General features: G+C 60.8%; 21 protein-coding genes. 5 read left to right on the forward strand and 16 right to left on the reverse strand.

Annotated features, from left to right (window positions below; translation table 11 throughout):
* Positions 1-429: 429 nt before the first annotated feature.
* The 6 genes from ACO59D_RS05535 to ACO59D_RS05560 all read right to left on the reverse strand — a co-directional run bounded on the left by ACO59D_RS05535 (position 430) and on the right by ACO59D_RS05560 (position 7,430).
* Complete coding sequence (locus ACO59D_RS05535; protein ID WP_485126117.1) at positions 430-2,985, reverse strand: DNA topoisomerase I; 2,556 nt, start codon at positions 2,983-2,985, stop codon at positions 430-432.
* A gap of 44 nt (positions 2,986-3,029) precedes the next feature.
* Positions 3,030-3,818: a twin-arginine translocase subunit TatC gene (gene tatC, locus ACO59D_RS05540; protein WP_485126118.1), complete on the reverse strand. Its 789-nt coding sequence runs from the start codon at positions 3,816-3,818 to the stop codon at positions 3,030-3,032.
* 21 nt (positions 3,819-3,839) lie between these two features.
* Positions 3,840-4,490, reverse strand: coding sequence for a Sec-independent protein translocase subunit TatA/TatB (locus ACO59D_RS05545; RefSeq protein ID WP_485126119.1), 651 nt, complete (start codon positions 4,488-4,490; stop codon positions 3,840-3,842).
* A 67-nt stretch (positions 4,491-4,557) separates the two neighbouring features.
* Entirely contained in the window at positions 4,558-4,875 is a 318-nt protein-coding gene (locus ACO59D_RS05550; protein ID WP_130810640.1) for an STAS domain-containing protein, read from the reverse strand.
* A 15-nt stretch (positions 4,876-4,890) separates the two neighbouring features.
* Positions 4,891-5,802, reverse strand: a complete 912-nt coding sequence (locus ACO59D_RS05555) for a tetratricopeptide repeat protein (protein ID WP_485126120.1) — start codon at positions 5,800-5,802, stop codon at positions 4,891-4,893.
* Between the two features lie 329 nt (positions 5,803-6,131).
* Positions 6,132-7,430, reverse strand: coding sequence for an aspartate aminotransferase type Ic (locus tag ACO59D_RS05560; protein WP_485126121.1), 1,299 nt, complete (start codon positions 7,428-7,430; stop codon positions 6,132-6,134).
* 78 nt (positions 7,431-7,508) lie between these two features.
* On the opposite strand from ACO59D_RS05560, the gene ACO59D_RS05565 reads away from it, so the two are divergent.
* Positions 7,509-7,838 (forward strand): 3-demethylubiquinone-9 3-methyltransferase, encoded by a 330-nt coding sequence (locus tag ACO59D_RS05565; RefSeq protein WP_485126122.1) that lies wholly within the window; start codon positions 7,509-7,511, stop codon positions 7,836-7,838.
* 75 nt (positions 7,839-7,913) lie between these two features.
* Here ACO59D_RS05565 and ACO59D_RS05570 read toward each other — a convergent pair whose 3' ends face one another.
* Together ACO59D_RS05570 and ACO59D_RS05575 are read right to left on the reverse strand one after the other, a co-directional pair.
* Positions 7,914-8,237, reverse strand: coding sequence for a glutaredoxin family protein (locus tag ACO59D_RS05570; protein WP_485126123.1), 324 nt, complete (start codon positions 8,235-8,237; stop codon positions 7,914-7,916).
* A 604-nt stretch (positions 8,238-8,841) separates the two neighbouring features.
* On the reverse strand, positions 8,842-8,979 hold the full coding sequence (locus tag ACO59D_RS05575) for a hypothetical protein (protein ID WP_165443484.1): 138 nt from the start codon (positions 8,977-8,979) through the stop codon (positions 8,842-8,844).
* Between the two features lie 148 nt (positions 8,980-9,127).
* Here ACO59D_RS05575 and ACO59D_RS05580 point away from each other — a divergent pair, with 148 nt between their 5' ends.
* Positions 9,128-9,445 carry an MGMT family protein gene (locus tag ACO59D_RS05580; RefSeq protein ID WP_485126124.1) on the forward strand — a complete coding sequence of 106 codons (318 nt, stop codon included), beginning with the start codon at positions 9,128-9,130 and terminating at the stop codon, positions 9,443-9,445.
* A gap of 306 nt (positions 9,446-9,751) precedes the next feature.
* Here ACO59D_RS05580 and ACO59D_RS05585 read toward each other — a convergent pair whose 3' ends face one another.
* From ACO59D_RS05585 to ACO59D_RS05615, 7 genes are all read right to left on the reverse strand, one after another.
* Positions 9,752-10,069, reverse strand: coding sequence for a hypothetical protein (locus tag ACO59D_RS05585; protein WP_485126125.1), 318 nt, complete (start codon positions 10,067-10,069; stop codon positions 9,752-9,754).
* Between the two features lie 153 nt (positions 10,070-10,222).
* Positions 10,223-10,393: a hypothetical protein gene (locus ACO59D_RS05590; protein ID WP_485126126.1), complete on the reverse strand. Its 171-nt coding sequence runs from the start codon at positions 10,391-10,393 to the stop codon at positions 10,223-10,225.
* An 809-nt stretch (positions 10,394-11,202) separates the two neighbouring features.
* On the reverse strand, positions 11,203-11,565 hold the full coding sequence (locus ACO59D_RS05595; protein ID WP_485126127.1) for a nitrous oxide-stimulated promoter family protein: 363 nt from the start codon (positions 11,563-11,565) through the stop codon (positions 11,203-11,205).
* Positions 11,562-11,981 (reverse strand): YbaN family protein, encoded by a 420-nt coding sequence (locus ACO59D_RS05600; protein WP_485126128.1) that lies wholly within the window; start codon positions 11,979-11,981, stop codon positions 11,562-11,564. The genes ACO59D_RS05595 and ACO59D_RS05600 overlap by 4 nt, the downstream gene beginning before the upstream one ends.
* Positions 11,982-12,051: 70 nt before the next feature.
* Positions 12,052-13,713, reverse strand: coding sequence for an amino acid ABC transporter ATP-binding/permease protein (locus ACO59D_RS05605; RefSeq protein WP_485126129.1), 1,662 nt, complete (start codon positions 13,711-13,713; stop codon positions 12,052-12,054).
* Positions 13,706-15,436, reverse strand: a complete 1,731-nt coding sequence (locus ACO59D_RS05610; RefSeq protein ID WP_485126130.1) for an ABC transporter ATP-binding protein/permease — start codon at positions 15,434-15,436, stop codon at positions 13,706-13,708. The genes ACO59D_RS05605 and ACO59D_RS05610 overlap by 8 nt, the downstream gene beginning before the upstream one ends.
* A gap of 120 nt (positions 15,437-15,556) precedes the next feature.
* A complete protein-coding gene (locus ACO59D_RS05615; RefSeq protein ID WP_485126131.1) occupies positions 15,557-16,456 on the reverse strand; it encodes a LysR family transcriptional regulator in 900 nt (299 codons plus the stop codon).
* Between the two features lie 216 nt (positions 16,457-16,672).
* Here ACO59D_RS05615 and ACO59D_RS05620 point away from each other — a divergent pair, with 216 nt between their 5' ends.
* Together ACO59D_RS05620 and ACO59D_RS05625 are read left to right on the forward strand one after the other, a co-directional pair.
* On the forward strand, positions 16,673-17,143 hold the full coding sequence (locus tag ACO59D_RS05620) for a beta-eliminating lyase-related protein (protein WP_485126132.1): 471 nt from the start codon (positions 16,673-16,675) through the stop codon (positions 17,141-17,143).
* A complete protein-coding gene (locus ACO59D_RS05625) occupies positions 17,035-17,682 on the forward strand; it encodes a threonine aldolase family protein (protein ID WP_485126133.1) in 648 nt (215 codons plus the stop codon). The genes ACO59D_RS05620 and ACO59D_RS05625 overlap by 109 nt, the downstream gene beginning before the upstream one ends.
* Before the next feature lie 1,011 nt (positions 17,683-18,693).
* Here the strand turns inward: ACO59D_RS05625 and ACO59D_RS05630 are convergent.
* Positions 18,694-20,409 carry a vWA domain-containing protein gene (locus ACO59D_RS05630; RefSeq protein WP_485126134.1) on the reverse strand — a complete coding sequence of 572 codons (1,716 nt, stop codon included), beginning with the start codon at positions 20,407-20,409 and terminating at the stop codon, positions 18,694-18,696.
* Positions 20,410-20,762: 353 nt separating this feature from the next.
* Between ACO59D_RS05630 and ACO59D_RS05635 the strand changes: the two genes are divergently transcribed.
* The gene (locus ACO59D_RS05635) at positions 20,763-24,272 is read left to right on the forward strand and encodes a DEAD/DEAH box helicase (protein ID WP_485126135.1); all 3,510 of its coding nucleotides are present in this window, start codon (positions 20,763-20,765) and stop codon (positions 24,270-24,272) included.
* The last annotated feature ends 828 nt before the right edge of the window (positions 24,273-25,100 follow it).

The raw sequence follows: 25,100 nt of genomic DNA on the forward strand, positions 1-25,100 counted from the left end.
CGGTGCCTGTCGGCGACGCGATGCGGCAAATGGGACGTCACTGCCGCGAAGTTCAATGCATCTAACTCATGAGTAGTATATGGCTAACTAACCAAGAATTGCCCGAAAAGTCAGCACCTACTAACTATATTTTATAAAATAGCTGGTAGATTGGCTGTTTGCAGGATTTTTCAATAGCCCAATCGGACGTATTATTTGCATGGTGAGACGCAATTTGCGCGAAATGCTGGGGGACGGCATTAGGCGGCTTGCACCGCAGGACGCATTCCCGCAGGGCCACTCGTGAATTATCGACGTTTGGGTTTTTCGCGAACGGCTAGCCACACTTAACCGGCGATTTCCCACGAGAAGATAGCGGTGCCGCGGATTCCGGACGCCTAACCATGGCTAAACGTCGAAAAACCGCGGCATCCAAACAGGCCGAGCAGCTTACTCCTTCTTGCGCCGAGAGGAGCTCGCACCGCGGCCGGATGCGCCACCGCGGCCCGTTGCTCTCCCGCGGCTCGAGCCCCCCTTGCGCCCGCGGGCGCCACCGCTGGCAGCCGCCTTCTTCTCCCTGCTCGGGCAATCCATGTTCACGCAGATGCGCCACGGTCCCCTCTGCGTCACAACCTCGACGATGGGGGCGCCGCACTCGGGGCACGTCTCGCCCGTGGCGTGCAGCTCGCCACGCTGCGGCAACGGATAGCTGGTGCCGCACTCGTCATAGTTGGTGCAGCGGATAAAGCGCTTGCCGCTCTTCTCGGACTTGTGCGCCACCAGATCTCCGTGACGGCCGGCTGCCTTGCAGGCGCCGCACTCCCCCACCACGATGTCAGGCTCGCGGTTGGTGGGGCACGCCGGATTGATGCACGTCTCGTACGGGCGGTTGCGGAACGGATGCACCTTCACACGTGGCGCTCCGCACTCCGGGCACACGCCTGCCGTACCCTCGATGGGCTCGACGCGCCCCTTGGGCAGTGGATACGTCACGTCGCAGTCGGGCCAGCCCATGCATCCCGCAAAGCTCCCGCGCGTCTTGGCAGAGGTCTTCACCACCAGGTCGCGACCGCACTTGGGACACACGCCAATCTTCGCATCGGCGGTGACGGCGTCGGCAATGGCCTCGGAAAGGTCGTCCTTGTGGTCGACAAGCCCGTCCATCATGCCGGCGAGAAGCGCACGCGAGTGGTCGACCACCTGCGCCTGCGTGTCTGCGCCCTCGGCGACCTTGGTCATGTCGCCCTCGAGCTCGGCGGTCATCTCGGGCGTAGTGATGCGCGGCGCGTAGTTGGTGAGCGCATCGATGATGGCCATCCCCAGCTTGCTGGGCTCGGCGGGATCGTTCTTAAGGTACTTCACGTCATAGAGGCGCTGGATGATCGAGGCACGCGTGGACTTGGTGCCAAGCCCGCGCCTCTCCATCTCCTGGATGAGCTTGCCCTGGCTGTAGCGCGCGGGCGGCTCCGTCTGCTTGGCGTCGAGCGCCATCGACAAGACGTCGCAGGTGTCACCCTCATTGAGTTCAGGCAGCTGGTCGTCCTTCTTAAGGCCGTAGGGATAGATGGCACGAAATCCCGGCACGGCAAGGACGTTGCCCGTAGCAACGAAGGGCTCGCCGGCGACATCAAACTCGACCTTCGTGCCGGCGATGGTAGCCGACCCCATGAGCGTGGCCAAAAAGCGGCGCGCAATGAGGTTGTAGAGCTTCCACTCCGCAGGCTGAAGGCTGTCAGGATTCGCGGCACCCGTGGGGTAGATGGGCGGGTGGTCGGTGGTCTCCTGCTTGCCGCGCGTCGCATGGAGCGCGCCCTGGCCGAGAAGCGCCTTGCACGTGGGCGCAAATTGCGGCACCGAGGAGAGCGTGCGCACGCATTCCCGTAGGTCAAGCGAGGATGGATAGACGGTGTTGTCCACGCGTGGATACGAGATGAGACCGTCCATGTAGAGCGACTCGGCAAGGCGCATGGCGCGCGCGGGCGAGATGCCCTCTGCTGCGGCAGCCGCCTGCATGGACGTGGTGTTAAAGGGCGCCGGCGGGCTCACGCGACGGCTCTTGCGGGTGACTGCGGTGACCCTGGCGGTATTCGCGCCTTGCACGTGGTCGTATGCCGCCTGGGCGGCGTCGTGGTCCGAGAAGCGCGCGGTGGCGTGCGTGATGCGGAACGGGTCGGAGCCGTCGTGGGCGGCCTCGCCCGAGAGAACCCAGTAGTCCTCGGGCACGAAGGCCATGCGCTCACGCTCGCGCTCGACAACCAGGGCAAGCGTGGGCGTCTGGACGCGGCCGGCAGAGCGGGTGTTGCCCAGGCCACCAAAGCGCACGCAGGTGAGGTAGCGCGTGAGCACCGCACCCCAGATGAGGTCGATGTGCTGGCGGCTCTCGCCGGCGTCGGCGAGGTCCTGGTCAAGTGCCACAAGGTTATCGAAGGCATGGTCAATCTCGGCCTTTGTGAAGGCCGAGTAGCGCGCGCGTGAGACGGCTATGGCCGGTGCCACGGAGAGAATCTGCTTGAGCGCGTCCGAGCCGATAAGCTCTCCCTCGCGATCGAAGTCCGTGCCGATAATCACAGAGTCCGCCTTCTTGGCGAGGTTCTTGAGCGAGCGGATGATCTCCTTCTCGGCAGGGAGCTTCTCGATGGGGGCCCAGACAAGGTACGGCAGGCTCGGGATCTTCCAACCCTTGATGTCGACGCCGTCGACCAGGAAGGGCTTGCGCTTGGTGGCAAACGGCGGGCGTGGCAGTCCGTCGGGCACGTCTGCCGGGAGGTGCTCGCCTTCTGCGGTAAGACCGTACCAGCCCTCCTCAAGGTCAAACTTGAGTTCGGGCGGAAAGTCCGGCTGCATGATGTGGCCGCGCAGGCCTATGGTCACCCAATCCTCTCCGCCTTTCCTAAAGCGGTAGATGGGCGTGTTGTAGACCTTGTCCGCCTTGGGCTTGCCAGACTCTGAGAGGAGCCTCGCGATCTGCTGGGCGGCATCGTTCTTCTCGGTGACGACAAGGATCAAAGGAGATTACCTCGCTTGCATCGTGACGGCAGAACTCCCCTAGTTTAAAGCTTGTCGAGCTCTGCGTTCTCGTAGTCCTCGCGGGTCCACTTGAGGGCCTGCTTGCCGTCGCGCGCAATGATGACGTAACGGGCAATGGCGAGGGCCACCTCGTACAGGCCGATAAGCGCGGCAAACATGAGAACCATGGTCACGGGCGAGGCGTCGGGCGTGACAACGGCCGAAAGCACCATGAGGCCAACGTAGATGTAGCGCCACTGGGAGCGAAAGGTCTTGTACGGCACGATGTGCAGGATCGAGAGGTAGAAGATCACAAGCGGCAGCTCGAACGCAATGCCAAAGCCGACCTCGAGCAGCATGTAGATGTTGAGGTAGTCCTCGGCGTCGGCCAGGTTGTTCGCAAACTCGAAGGACTGGTCGAGCAGCCACCCGAACGCCGCAGGCTGAATTACGTAGTAGCAGAAGACCATGCCGATAAAGAACAGGGCGACAAGGGCTGCCACCGTGGGCACGACCCATTTGCGCTCCCTGGGCTTGAGCGCCGGCATGATAAAGGCCATGACTTCCCAGATGATGATGGGTGTGCAGATGATCATCGCGAAGAACACGGCGACCTTGAAGCGGATGGTAAAGCCGCCGAGCGCGGTGAGAACGTAGAGGTCACCACCGCGCATGGCCTCCCTGATCTGGTCGATCATGATGTCGATGAGGGTGGGGGTGGCAAAGTAGACGATGACCGCCACCGTAAGGAGCGAGACCACGATTATGGTGAGCCTGCGACGAAGCTCTCCCAGGTGGTCCATGATGGGCATGCGTGCTGATCCTATGGGCATGGTGGTATGGGGAGCGGGGCGCTAGGCCTGCTGCTCGCCGGCCTCCTCTCCGTTTGCTGCAGAAACGTTGGTGCTGGTCGCGGGGGTCACGTCGGTAGTCGCGGCCCTCTCAGCCTCAGCGGCCTGCTCGCGACGACGCCTGGGGCTCATCGCATAGAGGTCGGCGGCCGTCGTGGGCTTGGGTTCCTCGGGCGCCGCCTTGGACGCCTCTGCTGCGGGCGTGGCCGCGGCCTCGGCAGACGCAGGCGCGATGTCGGCATCGGCGTCGGCATCGCTCGCCGCAGCTTCGGTGGCGGCGGCCTTCTCGGGCGCCACCGCAGCCGCGTTGGCCTTGGCCTTCTCAGCAGCGGCACGCTCGGCCTCGAGACGCTTCTTGCGCTCGGCGAACGTCTCGGTCTTAGGCGTGGACTTGGGGGCACCGGAATCCTCGATGTCCGCGTCCTCCTCTTCGCTGCGCTTACGGTTGGGCTTCTTGGGCGAGTCGCTCATGGCCTCGGTCGCGGGATCAACGATCTCGGTCTGCACGACCTGCGTGAAGCCCTCCTGGGCGTTTCTGAACTGCCGCAGCGCGCGGCCGATGGTGCGCCCCATCCCAGGCAGCTTGTCTGGCCCAAAGATGAGAAACGCGAAGAGCAGGATGAGAGCGAGCTCTGACTCTCCAATGCCAAACACGATCGGTTTCCTCCAGCATGGATCGAATTCCTACACTCCCCCACGAGCGAGGGGTCTTGGGACGCGGCTATTCCTGTCCGGTAACGTTGAGGTCGGCACCCACGCCCAAAAGCGAGAGTACGCGCGCGACGTTTCTCTGCGGGCGCTCCACCGAGAGCGCACGACCCTGCTCCTTGGCGTGATGTGCCGCACCCACAAGGACGCCGATCCCCGTGGAGTCGATGTAGGGCACGTCGGCCAAATCGATTGCGAGCGACCCCTCGCCAGAGGCGAGCTGCTCGTCAAGCACATCGCGCAGCGCCGAGGCGTTGGAGACGTCGACCTCACCAGAGACTGCCACGCGGCAGCCCCCCTCGATGGGTGTAGTTGAGATGTTGATGCTCATGAATGTTCCCCTTCCCTAGAATCCGGTGCCAGAGAGGTTGTTTAGTGTGTCCGTGAGACCCTTCGCGCCGGTCTCGCCCGAAGACGAGGAGGGCGTCGCGGATGTCGACGTGTCGGTCGTACTGCTCGACGAGGACTCGAGCGCGGCCAGGCGCTGCGTGGCGTAGGACTTTGCACCGTACTCGTCGTTGGGATCATTGTCGATGGCGTTCTGATAGGAGGCCTTGGCGGATTCCTTGTCGCCGGAGTACTCCTGGACCATGCCGAGGTTTGCCCAGGCGGGAGCATATGCGGGCGAGTCCTGCGTGAGCGTCTCAAGATCGGACATGGCCTCGCTCGTCTCGCCCTCGTAGAGCTTGCAGAGCGCTATGTCCACGCGCACTGCGTCGGAATCCTTGAGGCCGAGGTACTGCTCGTAGTAGCCAATGGCCTTCTCGAGCAGTTCGTTGCCATGGGTGGTGTCATCGTCTGAAGAGGACGCCGAGAGGACCGAAGCACCCCAGCGCATGTAGTTGCGGCCGAGGTTGAGCAGGGTCGCGAGGTTCGTGTTGTCGGAGGCGAGCTTGGACTCGAGCTCCGAGACAGTGTCTTGGTACTTGGCATCGACGGCAGCTGCGCCGGTCACGGAGCTTGAGTCGGTCGCGCTTGAATCCGTGGAGTCCGAGCTGCTGTCCGAGTTTGAGTCCTCGGAGCTGCCCTGCTCGGCCTGCTGGTTGTTGGAGAAGGCCGTAGAGAGCGTGGGCAGCATGAGCGAGACGACCATGAGAGCGGCAAAGACGACAATGACGACCTTGGTGGGCGTGGAGAGGTTGCTTGAGGACTGCGCCCCACCCTTGCTGGAGGAAGAGGAGCCGCCCTTGGCCCTTGCCGAGACAGCGCCTTTCGAAGCGCCCTTCTTGTGCACCTTATTGCTTGGCTTCTTCGACATGCCCGAGAAATCCCTCCGTGTTGACCTACGCCCGACGAACCGAGAGCTGGCCCGCCCCTCTCGCACTACGCCGCAAGCAGCGCCGTTTGTGACTCTTTAATGTAAGCCACATCCGGCCCTCCCACGCGAGCGATGCGCGCGCTTCCCGATTCTACAGAACTCTGTGGAACCGTCGGAGCGCAAGCCAAATGCCACTCCCATGCTATGCAACGGCTTCCCGAACGAAAAATACATTCTGGAGACCGTTGCCATATAAGCATTGTATGGGTAGTTCCTCTCGGCGAACTGGCTGGCGAACGGAACCAAACAATCTGCGCCGGACGAACCGCCTACTCTGCCTTGCCCTCGCGCTCCGCCTTGGCAAGGCGCGCCGAGACGAGTTTGACCGCCAGCACAAAGACATCGAGCGCAGCGCCGAGGTCCTCGAGGGACGGATACGTGGGGGCAATGCGGATGTTGGTGTCCTCGGGGTCGCGACCGTAGGGCCAGGTGGCGCCGGCGGGCGTGAGTTTTACGCCAAGCCCTGCGGCCATCGCAACGATTGCCTTGGCCGAGCCCTTGGGGCCGTCGAACGAAACGAAGTATCCGCCGTGGGGGTTGCTCCAGGTAGCGCAATCCAGCCCGTCGAGGCCGGCGTGGAGCTTCTCCTGCACCAGCTCGAAGCGCGGGCGCACGATTTGGGCATGCTTCTCCATGTGGACCTTGATACCATCGAGGTCCTCGAGCAAACGCACGTGCGCGAACTGCGAGACCTTCTCAGGCGAGACGCGCATCACCGAGAAGGCTGCGCGGATCTCAGCCATGTCGGCGGAGCTTGCGGTGACAAACGCGATGCCCGAGCTGGGGAACGTCACCTTGGCCGTGGAGCCAAACTCGTAGACCATGTCGCTCTTGCCGGCTTCGGCCAGGGCATCGAAGATGTTGAGCAGGTGGTCGCCCTCACCCTCAAAGGTATGCACCACATAGGCGTTATCCCAGAAGATGCGGAAGTCGGGCGCCGCAGGCGTGAGCGCGGCAAACTTGCGCACGACAGCGTCGGAGTAGGTGATGCCGGTGGGGTTGGCATACTTGGGGACGCACCAGATGCCCTTGACCGCGGGGTCATTCTCGACCAGGCGCTTCACCACTGCCATATCCGGGCCGTCCTCAAGCATGGGAACGGGGATGTTCTCGATGCCATAGTGAGCCGTGACCTTGAAGTGGCGATCGTAGCCGGGCGAGGGGCAGAGGAACTTGACCTTGCCCTGCTGGTTCCAGGGCTTGTTGCTGCCGATGCCATGCGTGAAGGCATTGCAGACGACGTCGTGCATGAGGTTAAGACTGGAGGAACCGTTCACGATCACGTTCTTGGGATCGACGTCCAGGATCTGCGCGGCGAGGGTGCGCGCAGAGGGAAGGCCATCCGGAGCACCGTAGTTGTCAACGGCAACGCCCTGGTCATCCATCTCGGTCGAGGAGCTAAGGACGTCGAGCATGGGCTTGGAAAGGGCGGTCTGCTCGGGACTGGGCTTGCCTCGAGCCATGTCCAGCTTGAGTTCCAGGGAGCGGAGGCGGTCCGCCTCCTTCTCGAGCTGTGCAATCTCTTGCGTAAGGTCTTGGTCTGACATGAGCTCGTATGCGGTGGGCATGGGCCCCTCCTCGTGAAAACGTTGCTAAATGATGCGGCTCCGAGCAGAAGAAGTATAGCGCGCCGACTCGCATACCAAATGCAGCTGCTACCATGTGTAACCATGATGAGAAATAGTAACAGCCACCGGCACCAAACCGCGCGCAGCGTCACCCATGGTGGCCTGCGCTCCAAGGAGTATGGCGACCTTCAGCAGCTGGTAAACGAGCTCTACGCGCATAACATGTCCGGCACGGTGACAAAGATTGATGTGCTGTCACGCGCCGAGATCGATGACCTCTGCGATGACCTTATGGAGGTCGTGGATCTGCTGCCTGCGGGACACTACAAGCGCGGACGACTTTGCGACCAACTCAACAGTATTGTGACTGCCCATGGATGGGGCAACGTATACGGAACGGTGGAGTAGGCGCCTTGGGCTCCCGCCTAAGAGTGCTGCCGGCGCGTCACCCTCTTGCGGTGGCGCGCCGGCAGTGGCTTCGCCCTAGAACGAGCAGCCGCCACCAATAGTGCACGACGCGCCAGCTGCAGGCGCATCGCCCTTGTCGCTGGTATCCTCGTCGCCCGCCGAGAACTCGCGGCCGAGGTAGGCAATGATGTCATCAGATTCATACATTGCCGTACCGTCGATGAACAGACACGGAACCTGCCGCTTCCCACCCACTTCGACCAGGCGATCGCGATCTTCTTCGGACTCGTCGATGTTGTGGAGCGGTAGCACGATACCGTTGGCATCCATGTAGCGCAGAACCCTGTGGCAGTAGGGGCAACCGTTCTTTATATAGAGTTGAAGGTCTTTCTCAGCCATGATGCTCCTTTCAGGGAGAGTGTCAGAAACAGTACTGACCTGCGTATACCCTGATTGGAGTCTCTGCAGATATGATATTCGTCAAGTTGCAAATCTCCACACGGGTGGGGCGCATCGGCGATGATCGGCCTCACGTGGGCCCTGAGTGGGCAAAGTGAGCTCTTGATGCGAGCCCCCAGCGCGAATTGACGGCTGGTGGCAGTTTGAGGCAAATCCTTTATGTGAGTGCGTCGATGTAGCAAATCGCTGACCTGCAGTTTATCAGAAATGCAATCGTCTGATACTCGGGCCGTCCCCGAAAAACTGCCACCAAACGTAAATGTGCACCATTCGACGATGGCCGGAGGCGTCAGGGTGCCGTTGGGGGCTCATGTCAGACTCGGGCGACGGGGCACAGGCCGCTGGGTGGCAAGTTTTTACGGTTGGTGGCAGTTTTTGTCGGTACCCCCGAGTAGCAAGCTCTTTGAGATTTGATAAATCGCAGGTAAACGATTTGTGACTAGCTCGATCTCACATAAAGGATTTGCCTCAAACTGCCACCAACCGTCAATTCGTGAATCCAGGTGGTCGCAAAAGGTGCCGAGGCCTCAGTCGGAGCTGCACTCTAGAAGAGGTAGTCGAGGATTGGCGAGTCGGCAAAGAGCGACACGATGGAGGGGATGGCTACGGCCACCAAAACCGCAATGCCAATCCACATGCCGATGCCCTTGTCTTGGTCTCCGCCGTGCGTGGGTATGAGCATGGGTTTCTCCCTCACATCCAGGAGGCTGCCTGATAGGCGGCCACATCTTCTCCAAGCTAATTGCCCAAGCTGCTGAAGGACGATATCGTATCTCTTGCGGCACAAGGTTTCGCAAAGTAGGAAGCAACTGTAAGACGAAGGGGGTCCCATGGACAACGAGGGATTCTTCCAGCGTGCATACGGTGTCGTGCGACAGATTCCACCCGGAAGGGTTGCCACCTACGGGCAGGTCGCTCGCATGATGGGCGAGCCGCGGAAGGCTCGCTACGTGGGATTTGCCATGCACTCAAGTCCGGGCCTGGCTGGCGGGGTGCCCTGCCATAGGGTCGTCTTTGCAGACGGGAGCCTTGCCCCAGGGTTTGCCTTTGGTGGACCTGAAGAGCAGCGAAAGATGCTCGAGGCAGAAGGCGTTGGATTTCTCGCCAGTGGAAAAGTGGATATGCGTCGGTTTGAGTGGGAGGTATAGAGGCAGCCGCCTCCCACCGAGGAGACAGATGCGGTCAAGCCCGTTGGGAGTCTCCCGAAGCTGGGTGCCTGAAAACGTTGCCAGCGCGTCGCCCATGCCCTCGAAGCTGCCGACGACCCCATCGCCGCTGGCGTGTCCACCATCTCGATGGTGGCAAACGCGAACAAGCTGCCTGTGATCTGCGGCGAGAAGGGCATGGCCGACAACAGTGGCTTCGCCACCTACGGCATCGACTACAACAAGCTTGGCCACAACCGGCCAGACGACAGTGAAGTCCCTTGGTGGCAGATCTCGTCCACGCCATCATTATCCACATCTCCCCGCCTGAATCTCGAACATGGTGTCGTTTTCCTGCAGGTAGTCACTGTCGAGGTAGGCAAACTTGCCACTGCCGTCGTTGAGTGTCGAATTGACGGTCGGCGAGAGGGTTGCCACCTCGCTCCTGTTGCCCGAGGAGTCAAACGAGAAGAGCTTTACGGCATAGCCACCGGAAATCTTCACGCCATCCACTGTGGTCGAGGCGTTTCTGCCATATGCGCGCAGCTCGGCCGCGTGATCTCTGTAACTGCCACCCATATCGAACTCGATGCTCATGGCATAGATGCCATCAAAGCCGTTGTCCATGGCCCCCTTGAGTACGTCCAGCTGGTTGTCGCTCAGACTAGAATCGTACGACCAACCAATCTTGGGCTGGTAACCGTTGTTACTGATGTCACTGTCATCGTTTATGCCGTAGAAGTCGTAAGCGCCGCACAGCCCACCGTAGTTATCGACTATCTAACTGGGATGTGCGCTATCGGAGTCCTTCGAATAGTACTGAGCCATGTGATTCAGCCTCGAGCGGAGCGTGTAGACGTTGCTCTTTGCTCCATTCGCGGCCACATATACGCCACTGTTGGAGAGCAGCATGGTCGTGGCGTCTGTAGTGGAGGCATCGTAGGGTGCCATATCGACAGCGTTAGCAGGCTTATTGTCGTTTACCGAGAGGCCTAAGGGGCGTAGTCCTCTTTTGTTAACTGGTTTGTCGGAAGAGAATGTTGCGTCGGTCCAAGCTATGCCAGGGACGACTGCCAGCGCAAGCGCAATTCCCGCAGCGGCGGCGCGTGATATCGCTACTGGCAGCCACCGCGGGTGTCAGGCGAGCTTCGCCATGGTTGCTCCAATCCTAGAGAGTGCCTGTCTTCAGGCTGTGTCCTGCTTCTAGGAAATTTTCCAAGCGCCGGCCATCGGGTGCATCATCCCAAAGGATGAGAGCCCTGCAAGACGAGGGACGGGTCCCTGCCTTCGTGCTTCTCGCCGGCCTATCCGGCGAAGTCCCGCGCTACTCCGTCGACCCCTCGCAACTCTTGCCTGGGGCCGTCGGCACACAAAAACACCCTATCGCTGGGAAATCCTGGCCTCTGTGTACAAAAACGGCCTATCGCGGGGCCATTTGGGGTCGTAGTATCAACAATTGAACTATGTTTGCATATTTTCGCATATTCTATGAAAAGAACTCGTAAATGTGGATACAGTAATTGCACCTTTGATGATAACTCCAGAAAAGGTCCCGCGATAGACCGTTTTTATGCACAGACAGCCGAAATTCCCCGCGTTAGGAGAATTCTGTGCAGGCTGTCCAGCACGAGGGGTCGAAAACCGGTTTCGTAAAATCCTTCAGTTTGCACGAGCCACGCAGCATGAGGGGAGCGTCGCTTCTGACTGCGGCCCTGTCCTATATCGCCCTTTCTTCTCTTCCGTAGCTGCAAATCCCGCTACTAGGCCTCGGCCTTCCTGCGTGGCCTCAGCTTTGCCCCGAGTGTATCCACACCATGATGCAGGCACATGACAGGATGCCGAAAGAGAAGCCTTGGTCCCGCATACCGCATGACCAGGCGCACCTGCTCCTGCTGTGCCGGCGCGTAGCAGTGAACACTACACACCGAGCAGAACGTCTTTGTCCGCATGAATGGGCAGTGCGCGATGCGACTCTGCGCGTATGAGGCAAGCGCCTCGCACTCAGGACAGAGGCTACCCCGTGCCGCATGGTGCACACCTCGACAATAGAGCGAAATCGTCTCCCGCATGACGCGAGACTCACGTATGCGCTTGCGATCGGCCTGGTCTTCTGTCCTCGTCATTTGGCCTCAGGCTCCTCTGCCACCTCGTGCGTGAACCCCTCCTTGGCCTCGGGGGCGTCAGCTGGGATCTTCACCCAGAAGAGCCAGATGTGGAAGACCCAGGCGGCCACGAGAATTGCCCTTCCCCAGGGCACGGCACCCATGAAGGCAAAGCCAACGCCCAGTAATAGCGTCACGGCAAGAAAGGCCTGGACCTTCGCCTTGAGCGCCATCCCCCTACCCTCCGACAGCGGACGCATCCGCAACGCATAGAGGCTCGTGCCCTTAAACCAGGCATCAAGCCGAGCAGACCCCTTCCCGAAAAAGAGCGCCGCCAGCAGATAGAGAGGCACCGTCGGCAGAAGCGGCACGACGATGCCAGCCATGCCGAGAGCCGCAAAGAGAAGTCCCAGAAAGATATAAAGGGTATGCATCATGCCACCTTACTTTCGTTGGATGCCGGAGCCGTCAGGCCGATTTCGTCAGGCCGATTCCGTCAGTCCGCCCCTAGCTGACCCTCCCCTGGTCCAAGGAGATGACCTCGTCCGCAATTGCCAGCGAGCCCGGGCGATGCGAGATCAGAAGCACCGTCCTGGTCCCCCGCTGAGCGTCGAGCGCCTTCAGGATGGCACCCTCGTTCAGCGCATCAAGGTTCGAGGTCGGCTCATCGAGAAGCACGAAGGACGCCTCGTGCAGGAAGGCGCGTGCCAAGCCCAGGCGCTGGCGCTCGCCGCCAGAGAGCGTGTCGCCAAGCTCGCCCACCTCAGTATCGAATCCGGCAGGTAGGCCCTCGACGAAGTCGAGGATGGAGGCCTGCGCGCAGGCGCGCTCGAGGTCCTTCTGCGTTGCATTGGGCTTCGCAATCAGGAGGTTCGCCCGAATGGTGTCGTGGAAGAGCACGGTATCCTGCTCGACAAAGGCCTCGAGGTCCCGCAGGTACCCCGTCCGGATGTCGCGTATGTCGCTACCTCCAATGCGAATGGCACCGCCCCCAGCGTCCCAGAAGCGCATGAGAAGCCTGCAAAGCGTGGACTTGCCGGAGCCGCTCCGTCCCGAGACACCCACGATCTTGCCCACGGGAATCTCAAGGTTCACGTCGCGTAGGACCTTCTCGTCCCCATAGGAGAAGCTCACGCCTTCGGCCGCGGCACCCGTGAAGGCGGGCTCCTCGCCCGTCTCCCTTTCCGCAACCGCCGGCGCCTCGTCGAGAATGCCCAGGACCCGTCCTCCGGATGCAAGCGTCTGCTGCAGCGTGGAGCCAAGGTTGGCAAGCGCGACATAAGGGCCAAACGAGGAAAGCGTCGTCACGATCGCAAGCACGTAGGCCTCGGCCGAGACCGCCCCCGACTCCACAAGCGGCGCGCCAACGAAGAGCTGCGCCACGGCTGTGAGCACTACAAGCACGCCCACGCAGGCAGCCCCGATGACCCCCTTCGCGCGGAGTCTCCTCTGCACATCCACAAGCCTGCGGCTGCGCTCGTCAAGACCCGCCAGGCGCTTCTCGCCAGCCCCATACTGGATCACCTGCGCCAAGCCTCGCAGGTTGTCGAGGACGTAGCCGGAGAGCCCTGCCTGCACCGAGCGCGCCCGTGCCCCACCGTCCCCCGAGGCGCGGGAGACGAGAATAGGTGACGCAACGCCGACAAGCGCATAGCCCACAAGCGCCACCAAGGCAAACACGGACGAGAGGCTCGCGAGAAATCCCACGAGCACAAGGGTCATCCCTGCCGCAATGAGCACGGGAGAGACCGTGTGGGCGTAGAAGACCTCAAGGAGCTCGATATCGCTTGTGATCGTCGAGATGAGCTCGCCGCGATTCCTGCCGGAAAGCTTGGCGGGCGCAAGCCTTCTCAACGCCCCAAATACCAGGTCCCTGATGTGTGCCAAGAGCTTAAAGGCAATGTAGTGGTTGCAGCGCTGCTCGATGTAGTGGAGAACGCCTCGCGCCACGGCGAGAAAAACGAGCACGCCACCAAAGGCGCCAACGCCCCAGACAAGGCTCCCTCTCCCCGCCACCGAAAGAACCGCCTCCGCGGCCAGGACCGGCAGCGCCGTCGCGCAGGAAAAGCCCAAGATGCCACAGACAACCGAGGCGCACATGACGCCCGCCATCGGCTTCACGAAGCCAAGCATGCGCCCCATGAGGCGGAGGTTGCTTTTCTTATCCACGCTCGCCACCTCTCCCATAGGCTTCGAGCTCCTGCTGGCCTGCCCGCATGCGCGCATAGGTGCCACCAGCCGCCAGAAGCTCCTCGTGCGTGCCAGACTCGACAATGCGCCCCTGGTCCATCACGTAGATCCTCTCGGCATCCACGACGTTTGCCAGGCGATGGGCGATCATCACGACCGGACGGTCGGCCGCAAGGCGAAAGATCGAGGCGAGGAGCACGCTTTCGCTCTCCGCGTCGATGTTGCTTGTCGCCTCGTCAAACACGTACATCGCAGAGCCGTGGAGATAGGCGCGCGCAAAGGCAAGACGCTGCCGCTGGCCTCCCGAGAGGTTCTGCGCGTCCTGCGTGAGCTGCGTATCAAGCCCGTCCTGCGTTCGAAGGTACCCCGCGAGGCTCGCCGCCTCAAGGGCCGCCCACAGCTCCTCGTCCGTCGCCTCCGGCTTTGCCATGAGCAGGTTTTCCCGCACGGTGCCTGGGAAGAGGTAGGCACCAACGCCAACGGTCGTGACACGCTTTGCGAGCACCGCAGGATCAACGTCCGAAAGCTCAAGCGCGCCGTAGCGGATGTGTCCCGCATAGCCCGTAAGGCACCCCGCCATCAGCGCCGCAATCGTCGACTTGCCGGAGCCCGAAAGACCGACGATCGCCGTGACGCCCCGGGGCGCAACCGACAGCGTGACCTCGTGCAGCACCTCCCGCTCGCCGTCGTAGGAGAAGCTCACGTCCTCAAGGGCTGGCACGGCATTGGCCGCGGGCACACCCGCCCTCTTCTCAGGCTCGGGGAGCTCGAGCAGCCGAAAGATCTTGCCCGAGGCGGCGATGCCATTCATTGCCACGTGGAAAAACGAGCCAAGCTGACGCATGGGCAGGAAGAAGTCTGCCGAGAGAAGCACGATCGCAAGCGCCTGGAACAACGTAATCGAGCCCGCTGCCAGCGCGGAGAGGGCCACCCAAATGCCTGCTGCGGCACCCCCCAAAGCAACGATATCCATCACAACGATGGAGTTGAGCTGCATCGAGAGAACCTTCATCGTAACGATGCGGAAGTGCTCGGCCTCCTTGTTCATCGCCTTGTGGTGCGTCTCGTCGGCCGAGTAGATCTTGAGCGTCGTGAGCCCCTCGAGGTTCTCGAGGAACGAATCGCCAAGCTGGGTGTACCGGTCCCAGTAGGCAGAGAGGATGCGCTTGGCAATCTTCTGCACAGCCACAATCGTGAGCGGAATCAGCGGCACAAAGACGAGCAGCACGAAGGCCGCGGCAAGGTCCATCGGGGCAACCACGATAAAGAGCGTGACCGGCGCCAGAACCGAATAGAAGAGCTGCGGCAGGTACTGCCCGAAGTAGGTTTCGAGCTGCTCGCAGCCCTCGACCGAGAGCTGCACGACCTCGGCGGTCGAGACCGAACGGTCATAGGCGGGTCCCAGGCGCAGAAGCTTCTCGAGAATCGCGCGGCGCAGCTTGCGCTTCACATCCTGTGAGGCCGCGAAGCTCTCGCGCTCGCCAGCCCAGGTTGAAGCCGCCTTGCCAACGCAGGCAACAGCGATCAGAACGACAGACGTCCCGACAGGCACGGCCGTCCCGGCAAGCACCGCCGCCAGAACGGACGCGACGCCCCAGACGAGGCAGACGTTAGCCAGAAGACCCGCCCATTTCCACGCCACAGAAAGAATGACATGGCACATCGCTTCTGGCACTAGCGCCAGAAGTCTCTTGTCCATCATGAATATCTCCCCTCTCTCGGCAATGTTTTTATGTTAGCCATTGCTTACACGAGAGGAGTTAGAGATATAAAACTCTCATGATGCCGGAACCGAGGACGCGGCCGAGCGTCGCAGATGCCCTTACGCTGACGACCCGGCGCGTTCGCGCAGGCGCGGCATCAACTGCTTGATGCAGTCAATGAAACGCTGTGCTGCCGGGGACGCCTCCGCAAGCGAGGGAACAGCTATGCCCAGCGAGATGCGCCGCGGCTCCTCGAAGGGCACCTCCGCCACGCGCCCGTTCCACCTCTCACTAATAAGCCGCTGGTTAAAGCTCACGCCGAGGCCCGCTTCGACCATGCTGTATGTGGTGAAGCCGTCACGTGTGGTGTAGCGATCCTGGACGAGGAGCCCCTCCTCGCGAATTAGGCGGTCCTGGTCAGTGTCGTGGTTGGCAAGCGTGTGGATGAATGCCTCATGCTCGATCTCGCGTAGGGGGTAGCGCGCCGCGTGCGCGTACGGATGCCCCTCGGGAAGCCACATGACCATCTCGTCCTCGTAGAGCGGCAGCCAGTCGCAGTAGGTGCCATTGGCGGGCTTGGCGCAAAAGCACAGGTCAACGGCACGGCTATTGAGCCACTGACCCATCTCGGCGTTTCCGCCCTCCCTAATCTCCACGTCGATGCCGGAGTAGCTTTTCTCGAACTCGCTGAGGACCGTGGGTATCCAGATGGCGGAGATGCTGTAGTGGGAGCCAACTGCAAGCGCGCCGGCAAGCACGCCGCGAATCTCGGCGCCCGATTCCTCTGCCACGCGCTGGGCGCGTACGAGCTCGCGCAGGCATGGCATCATGCGGCGTCCATTTTCCGTGATGCGGACGCCCTGTTTGGTGCGAACGCACAGAGCAAAGCCAAGCTCTGCCTCAAGCGAGGCGACCATGCGCGTGATGCCCGACTGCGTGTAGCCAAGCTGGCGAGCCGCCGCCGAAAACGAGCCGCACTCTACTGCGGCTATAAGCGCCGCGCATTTGCTCGCATCCATGAGACCTCATAATATGATGAAACATCATTACAAACATGATTATAAGCACAATAAATCATATCTAATATCCTTCTATAGTTGTTCTCGTGCTCAGACATGTACATGGGGCGACAATGCGGAATCGGCGAAAGCGCCGACAAGGGCCCTGCGCAAGCAGGCAGAAAGGGATGCGTCCACCATGGAAAGGCTTGACTTCTCGTCCGATTACCTCGAGGGGTGCGCAGACCCCATCATGAGGCGCCTCGTTCAAACCACCACGAGAAAACCGCTGGCTACGGACTGGACGAGCACAGCGAGCGTGCGCGCGAGCTCATCCGCCAGGCATGCGACGCGCCCGATGCGGACGTTTTCTTCCTCGTTGGCGGCACGCAGGTCAACGGGGTCGCGATTTCCGCACTTCTCGCCCCGTACCAGGGCGTTATTGCTACAACCTCGGGGCACGTCAGCGTGCACGAGGCGGGTGCCATCGAGGCGGGAGGCCACAAGGTGCTCGAGCTGCCGGAGCATGACGGCAAGCTCCTTGCGGAGGAGCTCGAGCGTTACATGCGTTCTGGGAGAAGGACGGCAACCACGACCACATGGTCCAGCCAAGTCTTGTGTACATCTCGCAGCCTAACGAGTACGGGCTTTTGTACTCGAAGGCGGAGCTTGCGGCACTGCGCGGTGTGTGCGACAGCCACGACCTGAGGATCTACGTGGACGGCGCACGCCTCGCCTATGCACTTGGCGCACCCGATAACGACGTCTCTCTTAAGGATTTGTCCCGCCTTGCGGATGCCTTCTACATCGGCGGAACCAAGTGTGGCACGCTTTTTGGAGAGGCGCTGGCCTTCCCGCGCCACGGCACCGTTCCCCACTTCTTCACGATCGTAAAGCAGAGGGGTGCGCTTCTCGCCAAGAGGCGGCTTCTCGGCGTGCAGTTTGAGGCGCTCTTCGAGGATGGGCTGTACGGTCGGATTGGCCAAGCGGCAGTTGCGCAGGCGCGAAGAATTACCAGTGCCTTCGGCGCTGCAGGCTGCGTGCTTGCGCACCCCTCCCAGACAAACCAGGTCTTCCCCATCCTCAGGGATGAGCAGTTGGCACGCCTGAACGAGGCCGTGGTGACGAGCTTTTGGGAGAAGCCGGACCTAGGGCACACTGTCGTGCGCCTTGCAACGAGCTGGGCATCTACCGATGCGGATGTGGACTCTCTCACCCATGCCCTGGCCTCGGGCGTGTTGGGATAGCGGGCTGCCCTGGCGAAGCGTGTTTGCGCATCTCTTCTTTGCAGCGTGCATGCACACAGGCCTCCCCCTCCACCTGCGGGCCAGAAGCGGCCGCAACTTCTCTTCACTGGAGACGGCGTCTCGCATAAAAAGCGTCTATCGCGGGGAAATGGCGAGTTCATTGCACAAAAGTGGCTTATCGCGGGGTACTTTTCCAGATATAGCATCAAATACTTAACTATTATTTCAATTTTATGATTAAATCGATATAAATATGCATAATTTTGCAACTATAGTTTGATGATTGATGTTGCACGCCCCCAAAGGTCCCGCGATAGCCCGTTTTTGTGCACCGGACTTCTAAAAACCCTTCGATAGGGCGTTTTTGTGCAGTCCAAGGCCACTCGGACCCAGGACGCAATCAGGCGAGTGCCCTTACAGGCCATCTACGCCGTGAGAATCGCCTGCCCAACGCAGCGTCCCGACTAAGTGCGTTCGAGCACAAGGGCAATATCGGGCTGCTCGTCCATCCGAAAGCTCACCCAGGGGGAACTCCCCGGGCAGCCTGATCGACGGTCATAAACACGTCATCTGCTTCGAAGAGATGACGCACACGCACTGGCAGGCCGTAGAAACTCCGGAGCAATTTGTCGCAGGTCCCAACCGAGAAGCCGAAAAGCGCTGCATGAACGGCACTCGATTTCCAGACTGACGCGAGAGGTCTGGCGTCTGCTGTCGCAGGTCTCGTGCGCGAAATGACAGTTGGTGGCAGCCTGGGAAAATCCTTGATGTGGTATCTCTGAACTGGAAAACCCATGACCTGCAGTTTATCAGGGTACGAGCCGCTTGATGCTCGAGCGCACCCGGAAAACTGCCACCGACCGTCACTTTGGCATCTGTGGAATCGGTTCCGCCGTCTTGCGATGGTGCGTCAGTCGCATCCCTCAAAGAGAAAAATGAACCGCCGACCGCTTTGCACCACGACCGACGGTTCGTCGAGAAAAACCTGTCCGTGCTTCACAACTGTACAGGTTAGTGCCTCTGTGAAACCTTCACTCCCACAGCAATGGCAACTGCGCCCGCGGCCAGAAACACTACGGCACCAAAGGCCAGCGACGACATCGCATCACCTGTCTGAGGTACTTTCTCAGCACTGGAAGTGGCTGGGCGCCTGACAGCAGGCTTGGTATCGAGCTTGGTGGTGTCGGGCGTGGGCTCATCGCCAGAGCCGGGATCCGGCGCGGGAGGCTCGGGCGCCTCGACAACGTAGGCCAGGGACGGAACGTCAAAATCCTCTGGGGCACGCACAACGCCGTTGGAGTTAACAGGGGAAAGCGTCGCCTTGGTGTTGGTCGCAAGCTCGTAGCTGCCCGGCTCGGTCGGGGCCTGCGCAAGCGTGAGGTTATAGGTCAGTTTCACGGGAGCAAAGTTCGAGATGGGCTCATGAGCCGTAAGCGCATAAGCATCCGCGTCCGGATCGTAGACCAAGGTGAAGCGCACCGTCGTGTCGCCCTTGCTGTGGAAGCTCCACATGTTTGCGCCCTCATCCGTTGCCTCAAGCTGCTCGTCACCAACGCTGAGCGCTGCCGACCCCGGAACGAAGTCGAAGTCATACGCGTCACCCTTGCCCATGGAGTCGATGATGATGGAGCCGGCTCCACACGCATACAGGATATTGTCGCCAATCTGCGAAAAGTCGAGCTCACTACCGCCATTTAGCTCATCCATGAACTTGACGGAGAAGTCGGAATCACTGCCGGTACGCACCGCATAGCAGTTGTAGCCCTCACCCTTCAGCGCCTGCCATGTGCCATAGGCCTCATAGACCGCCCGGTCGGGCGCCATGGCGTGATCTGCCTGGGTTCCGTGCTCGATGTAAGCGAAGTTCGGGTCGGTGATAGCTCCCGTTGCGGCGTCTTTCACCTTGGGCGTCGCGTCGTTGCCGTACGTCGCGAAATCAAACGCGTACTTGTCGCCGTCGGTCTTCACCCACTCTTGGAGGTGGGAGTAGTAGTCGCTCCAGTTGCCGTACGGCATGGCATACGTTGCAGAGCCGGGCGTGCGCGCCTGCCGCCATTCGTCGATCATGCCGTAGTAGACGAAGTCCTTTGCATTGAAATCACTTGCAGGCTGCTGGGAGCTCTGGTCCAAATAGGTGTACTGGTAGTAGATGTCCTTCACGTTGCCGTCTGCGCCGGTGAACAGGCGCGTCAGGCCGTCGCTGACCATGATGACGTACTTGCGGTTCGCGGGGGTGGTGGTGTCAGCGTCGAGCATGGCCTTGGCCTTGAGCAGCCCATCGTGCATGTTGGTCCCGGACTTCATATCACCGGTGTAGCCACCCGTGATGGCACTCTTGAACGAGTCGACGTTATCGGTGGTAAGCGTCGAGAGCTCCTTCTCCACGTGGCCGTCGCCCTTGAACGACACAACGCCTAGCCGCACCTGGTCGACGCCGCCCGCCTCGGCAACAAGCCGGTCGAGCGTCGCAGTAGCGTCCTTGATAGCATCGTCCTTGCAGCTTGAGTTGTCCACGACAAAGACGATGTCGGAGGAAAGCACAGCCTCGGCACTTGGAAGCTGGAGCGTGACCTGTGCAGTCTTGCCCTCCTCAAGCCAGGTTGCAACCTTGGACTTGGGAATCGTCCAACTGGTCCCTTGGCCAGAATTGCTCGCTTCCGCCCTGGCAGGCATCGGCAGCACCGCCAAGAGGGCGAGGACAAACGCAGCGATAAACGTGATGGTCACAGGCCTCCGTTTATGTAGTGTCACTGCATGGCTCAACATCGCTTCCCCTTCCGTAAGAACGGCCGCACAGGCTCCCAAAACCGTATTACGTAGTCTCAAGGATAACACCGTATCAAGGGTTTCTTTAAGTGAGTTTCTCGCATTCTAAGTTAACCTATTTTGACTGTAATGGCAGGCAGAAACGGACTGGCAATCGCGCGGGCCAGCGGCGAGGTGAGACAAGGGGGCTGTCCCCCCTGTCTCATTTTGGTTGGATGGGGCATCCGCCTTGGCTCATAATCTCAGGCACCCCGCCTGTTGGCCGGCACAAACACGACCGCATGCGTACGATACCAGCGAGAATGGACGCGACAATGCCTGACACAGCCCTCCGCATCACATCCTATTTCAGGAATGTCCTCGGCACCTCGAACATGGTGATGGTCAACTTCAGGGGAAGCGCGGTCGAGCGCACAGGGAACGGCAGGCCAAGGCGAGAGGGCTATACCGCCGCAGGCGATACGGAAGGGATAGAATCCGGAAAGCTTGCGGGTGAAGTCCTGGACAGCCTCCTCGAGTCTCTCGACAGCGGCAAGAAGCGCAAGGCTCTCCGAGAAGGTACGCTGCCGGTACTTCTCGTGCTACGCTCCATGAGAGGAAAGGCCGACACAGCCCCCGACAACCAGCAGGCACTCCTGGTGGCCCCGGCGAACGCGTCTCTCGCCAGAAGCGACAGGGGAGCCCTTGGCTATCCCGCCGACTGGCGAGCAAAGAGCCCTTGGATCCCCCGGCCGCTTCTCGAGGAGACGGCGGCTTCCAAGGAGGAAGCCGGTCGCAAGGAAGAGCTAGCCATAGGCGCCTATACAGCCTACAGCTCCTTTGTCTCCGCCTCGTCAATGCGCAGGTCGAAGATAGATGCACTCGAGGGGCGGGCCCAATGGCGAGCGTACCTGGCCTATTGCGAGGAGCTCTTCCGGGCTGCAGCTCCCGATGCGGAAGCGCGACTCAATGCGGCAGACGCCATACTCGACAAAGATGGATACGTCCTCGTCGACACGCAGGTCAATGCCTCGGCAAACGTCGCGGACCTCTATCACACAATCGCAGCGCGGCTGGACCAAGCCCCAGACGATGCCACCCTCGCACTCTATCGCGGGCTTCTCAATGTTGGCCCCCGCCATCAAGAACTTGCGTCCGACGCGACATCGCTCCGGCAGATGCTCGAGCATTGCGGCACCATGAGCAGGGAGTATCCGCTCGCACGCTCCCAGAAGACAGCGGTGCATGCCTGTGCGGCGCTCAGCGAAGGCCAGGTGCTCGCCGTAAGCGGCCCTCCTGGGACCGGAAAGACCACGCTGCTTGAGTCCATCGTCGCAGACACGCTTGTACGGCACGCGCTCAACGGCCGAGAAGCCCCTGTTATTGTCGGCACCTCCACAAACAACCAAGCTGTGAGGAACATTATCGACGCCTTTGGCCAAATCGAGCAGGACGAGGGCCGCTCGGTCTTCAGGCGTTGGCTGTCAGATATCTACTATGCACCACTGGAGGGGAACAACGGTTTCAGAGTCAAGTACACGAAGGATCGACCGCTTCACAGCCTTGGTGCCTATTCGCCGAGCGTCTCCAAGAAGATAGAGGCACAGGGCGGCAATTACCTCATCTGCGATGTTTTATACCGGGATAAGACCCTCTACGGATACGCTCTGGACAAGCGATTCAAGGAGCAGTCGGAAGAAGTCTACGCCGAGGAGGCAAGAGCCTACTTTGGGCGGGGTTTTGGCACAGCAGCGGACATCCAAGAGGAATGCCGGCACATGCTTGGCAAGATTGACGTGCAGCGCCGCAAGCTGATCGAGGCTGTTGCGCAAGGGAACACGGCAGGCGCCCGGGAGCATGCCGGCTGGCTCACCGGATACGGTGCGCTCGACAGGCGGGGACAAGGCATAGGCGAGAAGGCACTTCACGACCTTGGGTCCTTGGACGATGTGCTCGACAGTTGCATACGTCCACTCGAGTTCTGGCTTGCCGTGCATTACTACGAGGGCGTTTGGATTACCTGCCACAAGCAGAGGTCGCCTAGACCGGGCGCTCGCATTCCTCAGCCGGAATACGACCGGAAAAGCAAGACGAAGGCATCGGTCGAGACCTATCGCCACCAGCTTGCAGCCCTCATGCCGCTTTCTGTCATGACGCTCTTCCGCCTGCCTCGCCAGTTTGCCTGCGAGGACGGCAAGGGGCAGGAGACGCACTGCCTGAACTCCATCGATCTCCTCATCGTCGATGAGGCGGGCCAGGTAGACACCACGATCGGCGCCGCCGCATTCGCACTGGCAAAGAGAGCTGTGGTTGTTGGCGATACGGCGCAGCTTCCACCTGTCTGGAGCCTCGACGAGTCCGTTGACAGGCAGATTGCAGAAGGACGGATGGCGCTCGGGTCGGCAGAGTTCGAGAAGGTCTGGGACATCATGCGCGAGCGGGGCCTGAGCGCCTCTGCCTACTCGAGCCTCATGAGGGCGGCGCAGGCCGCCTGCCCCTGGTGCCACGCAGTCGAGGGGGATGGGGAGCGCCATTTGGATGGCGGGCTCTTCCTGCGCGAGCACAGGCGCTGCCTCGACGAGATTATTTCGTACTGCAACGACCTACTTTACATGGGGCAGCTCCTCCCCATGAGAGGTGGCATCGAGAAGCGTGCTGTCTCGCTCGACTTGCCTGCTATGGGGTTCTGCCCTGTAGAGGGCAAGGCGCAGCCATCGGGTACGTCTCGAAAAAATTCTGATGAGGCAAGAGCCGTCGCTCGCTGGATTTCGGCAAACCTGCCGGGAATCTACGACAGCTATGCCGAGAGCGCGAGAAGCAAGGGCAAGGAGGCACCCGACCCCGCGACTCTCGTCGGCGTTGTCACGCCGTTTGCCGCCCAGATGCGCGAGATCAGCAAGGCACTCGGCCGGCGAAAGAGGGAGCTGGCCGCTGCGTTCGATGGGTCCACGCGGCCTGCGCTCGACCTGGATAAGCTTGCCGTTGGGACGGCGCATCGACTCCAGGGCGCAGAGTGCCCCGTTGTCCTCTTCTCGCTTGTCTATGATGCAGGCTCCAGTGCCTCGTTTGTCGAGAACAACCCCAACCTCATGAACGTTGCCGTATCGCGCGCGAAGGACAGCTTCATCCTCTTTGGGAGCGAGTATCTGCTGGCACAGCAACATGGTGACGGCGTGCTGGGGCTTCTCAGCGCGTACTGCCTCGACCACAAGGTAGGGCTGGCAAATGGCCCCAAGGTGGATGGCGCGGACGCGCCGCAAGCCGTGCCAGTTGCGCCGACAGGGCAGCCGCAGGCGACTCCCGCCGCACCAGAGGCGCAATCATGGCCCAAGTCGCTCACGGCTGCCGTTCGGTGGGCTCGGGCTGAGAAGATCTGGCCAGATACCCTGCCAGCCAAGACTCAAGACATCAATGTTCTTCTCGCCAAGCACGGCATTATTGAGCAGACCAGCACAGGTCACCTACCGACGGGCTCAGGGCAGAACCTTGGCATTGCGTTCTCGCGCAACAACGAGGGGGACACCTGGTGCGTCTATACCGAGAACGCAGTACGCAAGCTGGCTGCTCTGCTGGGGGCGCCCATGGGCAAAGCCGTGTCTCTCACCAGGGCAATCCGAACGGCCCAGGAAGCCAGAACCTGGCCAGAAACCCTTCCAACGAGCGCAAGAGACGTGAACAAACTGCTGGTAGATGCCGGGCTGCTTGCGGAGGACAGGCTACCGACAGAAACGGGCAGGCACCTTGGCATCTCCGTTATCAACGACACCGAGAAAGGCTGGAAGTACGCGAGCTATACGCCCACTGTGCTTGCGCAGGTGGCGGAGATCCTGTTGAGAAGAGCGTGAATCTAGCAATGCTGCAGTCGGCTGTTACGGCAGGACCTCTCATGAGGTTCAGAGGGGCGAGAGCGGCTTTAAGTACGAGAAAGGTGGGACCGGGCAACCCTAGTCTCAACCTACGCGCGTTTCGCAGCGCGGGACCCTCCCCCCGCTGCACAAAAACACTCTATCGAAGGGAAATTCCCGTTCTCATGCACAAAACCGGCCTATCGCAGGGGGCTATCGAGGCCTTGACATCAAATGTTGAACATTGATTGCACAATGATGCATAAACTATACGATAGATTCGTAATACTGGATACGATAATTACATCATTGATATTTGTGCCTCGAAGCGCCCGCGATAGAGCGTTTTTATGCACGAGCGCCCCGATTTCCCAGCGTTAGGGCAGTTTTGTGCAGCGTCTTGCGACTATCGGTGCCCAAGCGGCAACCGGGCAGGCCTGCAGCGCCCGCTCGACATCCCAGGCTCTTGCGAGATTACACCGCTATGGATGGCCTGCGGGCGCCTGAGTACTTGCACGACCCGTCGGTCATCCCCGACAACGTCGATGGCGAGCATTTCATGCCCAAGATGAACGTGTGACGCCGCCAGATAGTGACAAACCTCGCCCAAGGCAATCTTCATCACGCCTGAACGGTGGGACGATCTCGCCCCTCCGTTTAACAAACTTACCTTCCCGGTAAGATGGGGGCCAAGGTAATCCGCGTTCGTTCCGGCCAACTGTTGGTAATTCAAGACGAGGGGCACGGCACCAATCCCTATAGAAGATCCCGCTCGCGGTATGCACCACCGCTCTCGGCCAGCAACCTTCTCGCACGAGAATGTCCCTG

Source organism: Tractidigestivibacter sp., assembly GCF_057241865.1.